The 12,126-nt window shown below is 66.5% G+C and carries 10 protein-coding genes; 2 read left to right on the top strand and 8 right to left on the bottom strand.

Going from position 1 to position 12,126, the window contains the following annotated elements:
* Positions 1-8 precede the first annotated feature (8 nt).
* The 4 genes from EN861_RS24310 to EN861_RS24295 all read right to left on the bottom strand — a co-directional run bounded on the left by EN861_RS24310 (position 9) and on the right by EN861_RS24295 (position 5,795).
* On the bottom strand, positions 9-3,164 hold the full coding sequence (locus tag EN861_RS24310) for an efflux RND transporter permease subunit (protein ID WP_135866035.1): 3,156 nt from the start codon (positions 3,162-3,164) through the stop codon (positions 9-11).
* A gap of 4 nt (positions 3,165-3,168) precedes the next feature.
* On the bottom strand, positions 3,169-4,443 hold the full coding sequence (locus EN861_RS24305; protein WP_127870304.1) for an efflux RND transporter periplasmic adaptor subunit: 1,275 nt from the start codon (positions 4,441-4,443) through the stop codon (positions 3,169-3,171).
* 243 nt (positions 4,444-4,686) lie between these two features.
* Entirely contained in the window at positions 4,687-4,980 is a 294-nt protein-coding gene (locus EN861_RS24300) for a hypothetical protein (RefSeq protein ID WP_135866034.1), read from the bottom strand.
* Positions 4,981-5,102: 122 nt separating this feature from the next.
* A complete protein-coding gene (locus EN861_RS24295; protein WP_135866032.1) occupies positions 5,103-5,795 on the bottom strand; it encodes a hypothetical protein in 693 nt (230 codons plus the stop codon).
* Positions 5,796-6,004: 209 nt separating this feature from the next.
* Here EN861_RS24295 and EN861_RS24290 point away from each other — a divergent pair, with 209 nt between their 5' ends.
* The gene (locus EN861_RS24290; protein ID WP_127870301.1) at positions 6,005-6,733 is read left to right on the top strand and encodes a response regulator transcription factor; all 729 of its coding nucleotides are present in this window, start codon (positions 6,005-6,007) and stop codon (positions 6,731-6,733) included.
* Positions 6,730-7,971 (top strand): ATP-binding protein, encoded by a 1,242-nt coding sequence (locus EN861_RS24285; protein ID WP_127870300.1) that lies wholly within the window; start codon positions 6,730-6,732, stop codon positions 7,969-7,971. The genes EN861_RS24290 and EN861_RS24285 overlap by 4 nt, the downstream gene beginning before the upstream one ends.
* A gap of 83 nt (positions 7,972-8,054) precedes the next feature.
* Here EN861_RS24285 and EN861_RS24280 read toward each other — a convergent pair whose 3' ends face one another.
* The 4 genes from EN861_RS24280 to minC all read right to left on the bottom strand — a co-directional run bounded on the left by EN861_RS24280 (position 8,055) and on the right by minC (position 12,026).
* On the bottom strand, positions 8,055-9,518 hold the full coding sequence (locus EN861_RS24280) for a hypothetical protein (RefSeq protein WP_135866030.1): 1,464 nt from the start codon (positions 9,516-9,518) through the stop codon (positions 8,055-8,057).
* 410 nt (positions 9,519-9,928) lie between these two features.
* On the bottom strand, positions 9,929-10,201 hold the full coding sequence (gene minE / locus EN861_RS24275; RefSeq protein WP_023774842.1) for a cell division topological specificity factor MinE: 273 nt from the start codon (positions 10,199-10,201) through the stop codon (positions 9,929-9,931).
* Positions 10,198-11,013 (bottom strand): septum site-determining protein MinD, encoded by an 816-nt coding sequence (gene minD / locus EN861_RS24270; protein WP_127870298.1) that lies wholly within the window; start codon positions 11,011-11,013, stop codon positions 10,198-10,200. Before minD ends, minE begins: the two co-directional genes overlap by 4 nt.
* Positions 11,014-11,183: 170 nt before the next feature.
* On the bottom strand, positions 11,184-12,026 hold the full coding sequence (gene minC, locus EN861_RS24265) for a septum site-determining protein MinC (protein WP_135866028.1): 843 nt from the start codon (positions 12,024-12,026) through the stop codon (positions 11,184-11,186).
* Between the last annotated feature and the right edge of the window lie 100 nt (positions 12,027-12,126).

Raw genomic sequence — 12,126 nt, 5'->3', positions numbered from 1 at the left:
GAGAACCCTTATTGCTGGTTGGCCGTCACCGGCGTTTCGCCCGTATCCTGCCCGGGATCTGGTTTAGCCGCCCTGCCCTTGAAGATGCGCCGCACCGTGACGAACAGCAGCGGCACCAGGAACACGCCGATCACCGTCGCCGCGATCATGCCGCCCATCACGCCAATGCCGACGGAGTTCTGCGCCCCCGAGCCGGCGCCGCTGGCGATCGCCAGCGGCGTGACGCCGAGGATGAAGGCCAGCGACGTCATCAGGATCGGCCGCAATCGTTGTCGCGCCGCCTCCAGCGTCGCCTCCACCAGCCCCATGCCGGCCGCCTGCCGCTCGATGGCGAACTCGACGATCAGGATGGCGTTCTTGGCGGCCAGCCCGATCGTGGTCAAAAGCCCGACCTTGAAATAGACGTCGTTGGTCTGGCCGAACAGGCTTGCCGCGAGCAGCGCGCCGAAGATGCCGATCGGCACCGACAGCATGACCGCGAACGGGATCGACCAGCTCTCATAGAGCGCGGCCAGGCACAGGAACACGACCAGCGCCGAAATCGCGTAGAGCGACATCGCCTGGTTGCCCGAAAGCCGCTCCTGATGCGACAGCCCGGTCCATTCATGCGAATAGCCGGCCGGCAATTGCGCGACGAGTTTGTCGATTTCGTCCATCGCCGCGCCCGAGCTCACGCCGGCCGCCGCCGCGCCCTGGATTTCGACCGCCGCCGAGCCATTGTAGCGCTCGAGCCTTGGCGAACCGAATGTCCAGTGGCTGGAGGCAAAGGCCGAGAACGGCACCATGGCGCCGCTGGCATTGCGGACCTGCCATTTGTCGAGGTCCTCCGGCTGCATGCGGAAATTCGCGTCCGACTGCATGTAGACCGGCTTCACCCGTCCGCGATCGATGAAGTCGTTGACGTAGTCGCTGCCCCAGGCGCTGGACAGCGTGTTGTTGATGTCGGCAAGGCTGACGCCCAGCGCGCTGGCCTTTTCCTGGTCGATGTCGACCGAGAATTGCGGCTGGTCCTCCTGGCCGTTGGGGCGCGTGTTGGCGAGCAGCTTGCTTTGCCCGGCAAGACCCAGAAGCTGGTTGCGCGTCTGGATCAGCGCGTCATGGCCGGCGCCATTGACGTCCTGCAGGTAGAAATCGAAGCCGTTGGTGTTGCCGAAACCCTGGATTGCGGGCGGCGCCAGCGCGAAGACCTGCGCATCCCTGATCTTGGAGAACGCGCCCATGGCGCGGCCGGCGATGGCTTGCGCGGCCATTGCGGGCGACTTGCGCTGGCTGAAATCCTTCAGCCGCACGAAGCCGATGCCGACATTCTGCCCGGCACCGCCGAAGCCGAAGCCCGACGCGGTGAAGACCCCGTCGACAGCGTCCTTTTCGTCGTTGAGATAGTGGTCGGTGACCTGCTTCAGCACGCGCTCGGTGCGGTCCTGCGTGGCGCCGACCGGCAATTGCACGCTGGTGATCAGGATGCCCTGGTCCTCTTCCGGCAGGAACGAGCTCGGCAGCCGGGCAAACATCCACCCCATGGCGACGACGATGGCCAGGAACACGGCAAGGAAACGCCAGGACCGGTTGATGATGCCATGCGAACCGTCGCGATAGGCCGTCGTGCCGCGATCGAACATCCGGTTGAACCAGCCGAACGGACCCGTCTGCGTGGCATGGTCCTTCGGCCGCCGCAGGATTGTGGCGCACAGCGCCGGCGTCAGCACCAGCGCCACCAGCACGGAGAGCACCATGGCCGAGACGATGGTCACCGAGAACTGCCGGTAGATGATGCCGGTCGAGCCGCCGAAGAAGGCCATCGGCACGAACACCGCCGACAGCACGGTGGCGATGCCGATCAGCGCGCCGGTGATCTCGTTCATCGATTTTCGCGTCGCCTCTTTCGGCGACAGGTCTTCCTCCGCCATGACGCGCTCGACATTCTCGACCACGACGATGGCGTCGTCGACGAGCAGGCCGATGGCGAGCACCATGGCGAACATGGTCAGCGTGTTGACCGAATAGCCGAACAGCGACAGCACGCCGAACGTGCCGAGCAGCACAACCGGCACGGCGATGGTCGGGATGATCGTCGCCCGCAAATTCTGCAGGAAGATGAACATCACCAGGAACACCAGCACGATCGCCTCGGCCAGCGTCTTGACCACCTCCTCGATCGACAGCCGCACGAAGGGCGAGGTGTCGTAGGGGTAGACGACTTCGACCCCTTGCGGGAAGGTCGAGCTCAGCCGGTTGATCGTCGAGCGCACCGCTTCGGCGGTGCTGATGGCGTTGGCGCCGGTCGCCAGGTTGACGGCGACGCCGGCCGCCGGCTTGCCGTTGTAGTTGGCTTGCGTCGTATAGCTCTCGGCGCCGAGTTCGACGGTGGCGACGTCGTTGAGGCGGACCAGCGAACCGTCGGTCTGGCTCTTGAGGATGATGTTGCGGAACTGTTCGGCGGTCTGCAGCCGGCTCTTGGCGGTCACCGTGGCGTTGAGCTGCTGGCCCTTGCGCGCCGGCAGGCCGCCGAGCTGGCCGGCCGAAACCTGCGTGTTCTGCGCCTCGATGGCGCTCGCCACGTCATTCGGCATCAGCGCGTATTTTGCGAGCTTGTCCGGGTCGAGCCAGATGCGCATGGCATAGCCCGAGCCGAAGAGCTGCGTCGAACCGACACCCTCGACGCGCTTCAGCGTATCGTTGACGGTGGCATCGACATAGTCGGCGAGATCGGTGGAGTTCATCTTGCCGTCGCTGGAAACGAAGCCGATGACCATCAGGAAGCCGGTCGAGGACTTTGAAACCGTGATGCCGTTGCTCTGCACCACCTGCGGCAGTTGCGACTGCACCAGTTGCAGCTTGTTCTGCGTCTGCACCTGCGCGGTGTCGGGATCGGCCGTGCTGGTGAAAGTCAGCGTGATCGAGGCCGAACCGGTCGAGGTCGACGTCGCCGTCATGTAGTCGAGATTGTCGATGCCGGTCATGCCTTGCTCGATGACCTTGGTCACCGAATTCTCGACCGTCTGCGCGTCGGCGCCGGGATAGGTGGCGCTGATGTTGACCGTGGTCGGCGCGATCTGCGGATATTGCGAGATCGGCAGCGTGGTGAGCGCGAGCAGGCCGCCCAGCATGATCACGATGGCGATCACCCAGGCGAAGATCGGCCGGTTGATGAAAAATGCTGACATCGTCTCAGTTCCCGGTCGAGGCGGCGGGTTGCTGGCCGGTGCTGGCCATCTTGGATGGGGCCGGCAAGGCCGATGTCTGACCACGGTCCTTGATCTCGCCGGTCGCCTCGTCGATCGTCACTTCGACGCCGGTCGCGTCGCCGCCGGGGCGCACGAGCTGCAGTCCTTCGACGATGACGCGGTCGCCATCGCCGACACCGCTATCGACCAGCCAGTTGTTGCCGACGGTGTTGCGCACGGCGAGCACGCGCGTCTCGACCTTGCCCTGCGCATTGATGACCATGGCCGTCGCCTCGCCCTTTGTGTTGCGGGTGACGCCGCGCTGCGGCACCAAGAAGCTGTTCTGGGCGACCCCCTCCTCGACCAGCGCCCGCACATACATGCCGGGCAGAAGCAGGCGGTCGGGATTGGGAAACTCCGCTCTCAAGGCGAATGTGCCGGTGGTCTGGTCGACATTTGCGCCGGAGAATTCCAGCTTGCCGGTCTGCGCGTAGATGGTGCCGTTCTCGAGCTTCAGCTTGACGCTGACATTGGGGCCGCTGAACTTCAGCCGTCCCTCCGAGATCGCCTGGCGCAGGTTGAGCAGATTGGTGCTCGACTGCGTGACGTCGACATTGATCGGGTCGAGCGAACGGATCGTGGTCAGCACCGTCTCCTGGTTGGCGGTGACCAGCGCGCCCGGCGTCAGCGTCGACTTGTCGATGCGGCCGGCGATCGGCGCGGTGATCGAGGTGCGGTCGAGGCTGATGCGCGCGGTTTCCGCGCTGGCCTTGGCGGAAGCCACATCCGCCTGCGCCTGTGCAAGCGTGGCGGCGGCATCGTCATAATCCTGTTTGGAAACAACGTTCTGCTTCAAGAGGCCGGCATATCTGTCGAACTTGGCTTGCGCGGTGGGCACCGCCGCCGCCGCCTTCTGCTGCGCGGCGATCGCGCTGTCATAGGCCGCCTTGTAGCTCGCCGGGTCGATGAGGTAGAGCGGCTGTCCAGCCGCCACCTCGCTGCCTTCCTTGAACAGGCGCCGCTGGATGATGCCGTCGACCTGCGGTCGCACCTCGGCGATCAGCGACGCCGCCGTGCGCCCCGGCAGTTCGGCCGTTATCGCCACCGATTGCGGATGCAGCGTGACGACGCCGACTTCGGGCTTGCCGACACCGCCCATGCCCGCGGGAGCCTTGCCGCCCTCCTGTGAGCACGCCGCCAGGAGAAGGGCCGCAGCAAGCGCCGTCCAGGGCGCGAACCTGCGAACCGGCGAAAAGGACTGGCTGGACTGGATAGACATGGGTTGAATGATCTTTCGCTGGAGGAGCGGTTACCGCCTGGGCATCGGATCGCCCAATGGGGGCGAGGCCGAATGCTGGCGGTCGGAGGCGAGGACGGTCGATGTCGTAACGAGGGGCCGCGCGCATTCAAGGGCGGCGTCGAGGGGTGCTTCGAAGCGGCTCATGTCGCGCTCCTGCTTCGCGACTGGCGCGCACTCGAGGATCGAGTGGCTGGCCGCGATGCCCCCGCGTCATTATGCCGATCAGCGCCGACATGCCAAGCGCCTTGCCGGGTCTGACGCGATCTTGCGGTCATGATTGCCGTGGCCATTGGCATGCTGCGAGACTGGCAGCGACAGGCGCGAGGCGGCGAAGGCCAGCCGGATGGCGCCCTTCAGCGTGTCGGCCGGCAGCGCCGCATGGCTGGCGCGCCCGGGCAGCGCCGCAAGGCCGGCGCGCCTGGGCAGCGCCACATGGCCGGCGCGCCCGGCATGGCCGAGCGAAAATTTCGGGCTGGCCGATGCGATCAGCCGCAGCAGCATCAGGGCGTCCCACATTGTCGTGCCTTCAGTCTCATGGGGAGAACCCGGGACGGCGCGATCCGCCGGCCCGGGAAGGAAACCGGCCGGCCCGGGAACGGGTTGGGTACCGGGGCCGGCCGGCGCAGCCGGTCAGGTTATCAGCCGTTCCCGGGCTGGGGTGGCGGCATCATCAGGCCATCATTGGGCGGGCCTGCCGGACTGGCTGCATCATTCGGCGGGCCGCCCCAGGGACCGGGGGGTGGTCCGAGGGGGCGTTCCGCCGAAGCGAGGATCTCGAGCTGTTCCGGCGTGAGCTTGGCGCGCAGCTCGGCAATTGCGTCCTTCAGCTTCGCGGCCGAGGCCGCGCGCGCCGTGACGTCGTCGGCCAACCTTTCCTGGAAGGCGAAGGGATCGGGCTTGCCGGCAGGCCCCGCATCGGGGCCTTTCGCCTGCGGCCCGCCATCTGGCCCTGCGGTGCCGCCCGGACCACGATCGGGCCGCGGCGGCGACAGCACCGCCTGCAGCGCGCTGGTGTAGTCGCGCCAGGCGTCGAGCTGTTCGCTGCGGATGCCGACGCGGGTTTCGAGCGCGGCCAGCCGGGCGGCCAGCATGAATTCCGGCGGCGGCCCCATGCGGCGGGGGCCAAAACCTTCCGGGCCGAAACCGTGTGGGCCAAAACCCTGTGGACCCCATCCTTGCGGCGGATGCCGCATCGGGCCGTGATCTGGTCCATGCTGCATTGCCATGACCGGCGGCTCGCCGGGCGCCGCGCCCGGACCGGGCTGCGCCGCCAGCGCGGGGTGGATGGCGGCGGCGGAAAACAGGCCGAGCGCAAGAAGTCTGCTTCGCATGACGGTGTTCCTTTCATCCATGCTTTGGACGCCGGGAGGATAGGAAGCGTGTTTGTCTGCTTCGCGTCGGCGTGTTGCCGAAGGTTTCCGCAAAAGGGCAATTTGTTTCCCAATGTTTCCCGCCCCGGGCCAGAAACATTGTGTTGCAATTTTCCATGCCGCTTGCGCGCCGCTCTCCCTATAATCGGCGCCAAGCAAAGGGCACGGCAATGCAGTCACAACCCCACATCCTCGTCGTCGACGACGACCGCGAAATCCGCACGCTGCTCGGGCGCTATCTCGACGGTCAGGGGTTTCGCGTCTCGGTGGCGGCCGACCGGCGCGAATGCGAGCAGAAGCTGGCCTCGGGCCAGTTCGACCTGACCGTGCTCGACGTCATGCTGCCGGATGGTTCCGGGCTCGACATCTGCCGCGCCTTGCGCGACCGCAAGCCGCATATCCCCGTCATCCTGCTGACGGCGCTGAAGGAGGATGTCGACCGCATCATCGGGCTGGAGCTCGGTGCCGACGACTATCTCGGCAAGCCGTTCAACCCGCGCGAGCTCACCGCCCGCATCCGCGCCGTGCTGAGACGCTCGACGCCGGAGGAAGCGGCACCCGCGCCGCCGCCCCGCGCCTACCGCTTCGCCAGCTACAGGCTGGAGCCGGACACGCGCAAGGTGACGGATGCGCAAGGTGCGGCCGTCGACCTCACCGGCGCCGAATTCGACCTGTTGCAGGTGTTCCTCGACCGCCCTGGCCGGCTCTTGTCGCGCGACCAGCTGCTTGATCTCACGCAAGGCCGCGAGCGCGACCCGCTCGAACGCTCGGTCGACGTGCTGATGAGCCGGCTGCGCCGCAAGTTCGCCGACACCGGCGACGGCCCGCTGTTCAAGACCGTGCGCAATGGCGGCTACCAGCTCACCGCGCGCGTCGAGACGGTGGAGGCGCAGGCGTGAACTCGCTGCGCCGCCGCCTCATCCTGTTGCTGGTTGCCTCGATCGTCGGCGTCGTCGGCCTGGCGACCGCCGCCGTCATCAGCGTGCGCGGCGGCGGGCCGCCGCCGGAACTCGTCGTGCCCTGGGTTGCCCAGCAGATGGAGCTCGTGGTGCGGCTGCTGCCGGGACCCATACCCGACGTGCTGCGGGTGCAATTCAGCGACCGGCCGGCCAATGGCAAGGTGGACCGGCAGGAGACGGCAATGCTCAATGATCTGCTGCGCCGTCGCGGCTTCGACGCCCTGGCCGTCATCAGCGACAAACCGGATGAACCCGGCCAGCGAGCCTCCATGCGCCTGCCAGACAGCCGTTGGGCGGTCCTGGAAATTGCCCATATCGATCCGCCCAAACGCGAATGGCTGGTGCTCGCCGGCTGGATTTCGCTGATCGTCGCCGGCGCTACCGCCGTCTCCGTCTATTTCACCGCGGTGCTGATCCGGCCGCTCGAAATGCTGGAGGCCACTGTCTCCAAGATCGGTAGCGACGGCGTGCTGGCGCCGGTGCCGGAGGTGGGCTCGGCCGAGGTCAAGGCGACGGCGCACGCGCTGAACCAGCTCTCGTCGCGACTCAAGACCGCCATGGAAAGCCGCATGCGGCTGGTGGCCGCCGCCGGCCATGACCTGCGCACGCCGATGACGCGCATGCGGCTGCGCGCCGAATTCCTCGACGAAGAGCGCGACAAGTGGCTGCACGACCTCGACGAGCTCGACCGCATCGCCGACAGCGCCATCCGCCTGGTGCGCGAAGAGGTCAACCAGGATGCCGTCGAGCCGCTGGATCTGGAAAAGATGGTGCGCGACATATCGGCCGAGATGGCCACGCTCGGCCATTCCGTCTCCATCGGCCATCTCGACAAGGTTTCGGTGCGCGCCGGCGCGCTCGGCCTGCGCCGCGCGCTGCGCAACCTGATCGTCAACGCCGCCACCCACGGCAAGGCCTGCACGGTCGCGCTCGACCTCGCCGACAGGCGCGCCGTGCTCTCCATATCGGATGTCGGCCCGGGCATTCCGCCCGACCTCATCAACAAGGCCTTCGAGCCCTTCTTCCGCGTCGACCCCGGCCGCCAGCAATTCATTCCCGGCGCCGGCCTCGGCCTCGCCATCGCCAAGGAAATCATCGAGCGCTACGGCGGCACCGTGACGCTGGAGAACCGCCAAGGCGGCGGGCTGGCGCAGACGGTGGTGTTCGCGGCGGTGTAATTGCGCGATGCCGCAAGGTGGAAGGCGGCCCAAAGCCTGGATGCTGCCAAGCAATGGGGCCGCGGCCGCGCCTGCGAGGCGCGCTACGACGTGGCGCGCAAAGTCCTGCGGATGGGCCGCCTGCCCGTGGCACGGGCTTTCTTGGCCACCACGGTGGCGATCTCGACCACCTCGCCCTCACGCGATCGGGCGTTGGTGGCCTTGTGGAGCCGCTCGTAGGGCAGCAATTCCTTGATCCGGGCATTGAGCGACGCGATTTCGGCCCGCAGATCCTCGCATTCCTGCCGCTGGACGTCTCGTTGTATGTCCTCCGATGCCTGCTGCAGCGCGAGCTGCGAAAGATTGGCGTTGGCTTTCGAGAGGTTCAGCTTGTCGGTTTCGTTCTCATTGGCGAGCGCGGACAATCTTTCCTCGGCGATCATCTTTTCGGCCACTGCGTCGTCCAGCTCGGTCTTGAGCCTGGCGATCTCGGCGGCGGCCGCGCTGTTCTCGTTCGAGGCCCGCTCCAGCCGCGTTTCCAGGTCTTGTATCTCGGAACGCAATCCGCGCATTTCCGTCTGGCCGCGAGCCCGTTCGGCTTCCCAGTCGCCTTCCATCATGCTGGCCGATTCGGTCTTTTCCGCCAGCTTCGCCTGTGTGGCCTCGAGCGACTTCTGCAGCCGCATCTCCTCTTTCTCGCTTTTTGCGAGCGCGGCCAGCAGTTCGGCGAGCCGCGCCGCTTCGCTGGCGTGGATCGTCGAAAGCTCGTCCAGCCTGTGACGCGCCTGGGTCTCCCGCTTCAACACCTTGTCGAGCTCGGCCGACAGGGTGACGTGTTTTTCCCGCAGCATCTTGCTCTCGCGCAAGCGCCTGTTGGCCTCGACCGTCCTGGCCGTCAGCCGGTTGGCGATGTCACCGAATTCCGCGTCGCGCTTGGCGCTGGCATTGGCCGCCTCGGCAAGTTCGAGCCTTACAGCTGCAAGCGTTGCGCGAAGCGTCTCCCGGTCCTGGACCAGGCTGGTCTCGCGCTGCTGCAGCAATTCGCACGCGCCGTCACGCTCGCGCAGCTTCGCCGCCGTGTCGTGCAGCTTTTCCGACAGCGCTCTCTGCTCCGCGATCAGGCCGGCATTCGCGAGCTCCAGCTCATTGGCACGAAGAATGTCGGTGTGCAGGATGTTGAGGAATTCGCGCGTCAGATGGTGCGAGGTCGAGATTTCCGACAATTTGCCGTTGATCTCATCCAGATAGTCCCTGGCGTCGTGGAACATCCCTTCGAAGGCATTCAACGCCGCCAGCCGGGTCTGGGCATGGGGCGTCAGTCGCGGCGTGGTTTCGGCGGTGTCGGCGCTGCCCGTCCCATCCGGAACGTCCGCGGCATCCGCAGGCGCCGCGTCGGCCTGGGGTGGCGAGGCATCGGCGGCTGACGCGGCATCGGGGACATCATCGCCCGTTGGCGTCTGGTAGTCGCTGTCGAGGCTGGCATCCAGGGCGTCCGCCAGATCGTCCTGCAACTCCTGGAGTGCGTTATCTACGTCTTCAGCACGCTTGATCAGGTTCTTGAAGTTCATGGCGAACTCCCCTACGCATACTCAATCGCATATTTAACAAATTGCTAATATATATCCTTACTCCCGCCTGTTCCGCAGGGGAAGCCCCTGTTAGCGAACGTGAACTAAGCACATTGGCTATCTGGATGCCGGGCAGCCAGTGCCTATGTCGGTGGAAGGCGTACTGGTGGAGCGGCCGGGACACCGCCGGGCCGGAATTCCTCGCCGCCATGAAATGAGGGGCCGAAGGACGGGCGAGACTCGTGGCTCGCCCGGCAAGGCGGCTCGGGCGAAGCCCGAGACGGAGTGGGGGATGGCGCGGCCTTGAAATGGTAGAGGGAACCCGCCAGCGCCGCGCAGCCCCCTGTCCGCCCACTGCGCGAGGCACCTCTCCCCCACTCACGTGGGGGCGAGGAACCAGTCGTGCTAACTCACCCCGCCATGGCCAGCGGCACGGCGCTCTTGTTGGGGATCTGAATGTCGATTTCCAGCGTCGACATGGTCTCGCCGCGGTCCATCGAGACCTGGAGGTAGTCCTGGTCGATCTGCACGTGCTTGGCGATCACGGCCATGATCTCCTCGCGCAGGATGGAGACGAGATCGGGCTGGCCACGGCTGCGGCGCTCATAGGCGAGCAGCACCTGCAGCCGCTCGCGCGCCACCGGCGCGCTGGTGCGCCGCTTGAAGAGGTCGAGGATGCTCATGCGGCCCTCCTTCCGAGCAGACGGTCGAGGAAGCCCTTGCGTTCGAAGGGCACGACCACCGGCAAATCTTCGCCTTCCAGCCGCCTTGCCGCTTCGAGATAGGCCTTGGCTGCGTTGTTGAGCGGTTCCGACAGCGTCACCGGCGAACCGAGGTTGGAAGCCCTCAGCACATCCTGGCTTTCCGGGATGATGCCGAGCAGCGGCACCGACAGGATTTCCAGCACGTCGTCGATCGAGAGCATTTCTCCGCGCGCGGCCCGCGCCGCGTCATAGCGGGTGACCAGCACATGCTTGGCGATCTGCTCGCCCTGTTCGGCGCGCATGGTGCGGGCGTCGAGCAGGCCGATGATGCGGTCGGAATCGCGCACCGACGACACCTCCGGATTGGTGACGATGACCGCCTCGTCGGCGAAGCGCATGGCGAGTTGCGCGCCGCGCTCGATGCCGGCCGGGCTGTCGCAGAAGACATAGTCGAAGACCGAGCGCAGCTTGTCGATCACTTCGCCGACGCCGTCTTCCGTCAGCGCGTCCTTGTCGCGCGTCTGCGAGGCCGGCAGCAGGAACAGCGTGTCGACACGCTTGTCGCGGATCAGCGCCTGCGACAGCTTGGCCGTGCCCTGGATGACGTTGACGAGGTCGAACACGACGCGCCGCTCGGCGCCCATGATCAGGTCGAGATTGCGCAGGCCGACGTCGAAATCGACCAGCGCCACCTTCTTGCCGGTCTTGGCGACCGCGGCACCCAGCGCGGCCGTCGAGGTGGTCTTGCCGACGCCCCCCTTGCCCGATGTGACGACCACTACCTTGCCCATGGAAAAAGCCTCCGTTGCCTGTTGTCGTTTGTTGCGCCGTGCGCCGCACGGCTGTTGTCAGAGCCTGCCATCATGCCATCCGAAACCGGTCCGAGGCTTGCGCGCGGCGATGGTACCTCGGCGCCTGTCGGGGCCGGAAGCGTGAAGCCGGGCGCCAGCATCCCTCGGCCCTAGTTCAGCGGCACGACGGCGAGCATGTCGCCTTCGAGGAAGGCCTGCACGGCCTTGCCGCGCGAGACGCCTTCCATCTCTTCGGCCGTCGTGTACCAGCCATCGACCGAAATCAGCTCCGCCTCGTTCCTGCGGCAGAAGATGCGCGCCGACCGGTTGCCCTGCGAGCCGGCGATGGCGCGGCCGCGCAGCGTGCCATAGACATGGATCGAGCCCGCCGCGATGATCTCCGAGCCGGACGCCACCGAGCCCAGCACGATGACATCGCCATGCGGATGGAAGATCGACTGGCCCGAGCGGATCGGCGACTTGACCATCAGCGTGCCGGCCTGCACCGCGTCGGTCGCGCCGGCGTCCGTAGCCTTCGCTGCCTTGCCCTTGCCGGCCTCGGCCTTGATTTCGGCGGCCTTGCCCTCGTCGGGCTTGCCGGCGTCCTTGCCGCGATCCGAAAACACCGTTTCCAGTCTGCCGGCTTCTTCCACGGCCTCCGCCTTGCCCTTGCGGCCGGAAAGCAGGCCGTCCGAAGTCGCCTCCTTGGCGCCGGAGAGCAGCGGCGGCAGGTCAAGCCCGAGCGAAGCCCCTTCGAGCTCGATCGCATAGACCCGGATGCCGCGCGCGCCGAGCGAAGCCACCAGCAGCGCGATGTCGGCGACCTCGGGCTTCAGCACATTGAGATCGAGCACCACCGGCCGCCCGGCAAAATACCCCGGCGAATTGCCGATCCAGTGATCCAGCCCCTCCAGCCAAGCCCCGATCGGCGCCTCCGGGGTGAGCGTGAACGCCACGAACGAACGGGCGCGGAAGCGAATGGATTTTGTTTCGACGGGGGCGGCAAAGGTCACGGCCAGCGAATCCTTACTGAGAGGTAAACGCTAGGGGGCTAATGGTTAACGAATGGTTAACGGGCGTGCGCAACTCGGCAGCTGGTGCGAGAAATTGGAA

Origin of the sequence: Mesorhizobium sp. M8A.F.Ca.ET.218.01.1.1, assembly GCF_004791165.1 — a bacterium.
In the GTDB taxonomy this organism is placed as follows: Bacteria; Pseudomonadota; Alphaproteobacteria; order Rhizobiales; family Rhizobiaceae; genus Mesorhizobium.
The sequence above is the reverse complement of the archived record's forward strand: the minus strand, read 5'-3'. Positions and strand labels throughout refer to the sequence as shown.

Coding starts and splice junctions, on each gene's coding strand:
- EN861_RS24310 (WP_135866035.1), bottom strand. CDS start 3,164: ATGTCAGCATTTTTCATCAACCGGCCGATCTTCGCCTGGGTGATCGCC.
- EN861_RS24305 (WP_127870304.1), bottom strand. CDS start 4,443: ATGTCTATCCAGTCCAGCCAGTCCTTTTCGCCGGTTCGCAGGTTCGCG.
- EN861_RS24300 (WP_135866034.1), bottom strand. CDS start 4,980: ATGTGGGACGCCCTGATGCTGCTGCGGCTGATCGCATCGGCCAGCCCG.
- EN861_RS24295 (WP_135866032.1), bottom strand. CDS start 5,795: ATGCGAAGCAGACTTCTTGCGCTCGGCCTGTTTTCCGCCGCCGCCATC.
- EN861_RS24290 (WP_127870301.1), top strand. CDS start 6,005: ATGCAGTCACAACCCCACATCCTCGTCGTCGACGACGACCGCGAAATC.
- EN861_RS24280 (WP_135866030.1), bottom strand. CDS start 9,518: ATGAACTTCAAGAACCTGATCAAGCGTGCTGAAGACGTAGATAACGCA.
- minE (WP_023774842.1), bottom strand. CDS start 10,201: ATGAGCATCCTCGACCTCTTCAAGCGGCGCACCAGCGCGCCGGTGGCG.
- minD (WP_127870298.1), bottom strand. CDS start 11,013: ATGGGCAAGGTAGTGGTCGTCACATCGGGCAAGGGGGGCGTCGGCAAG.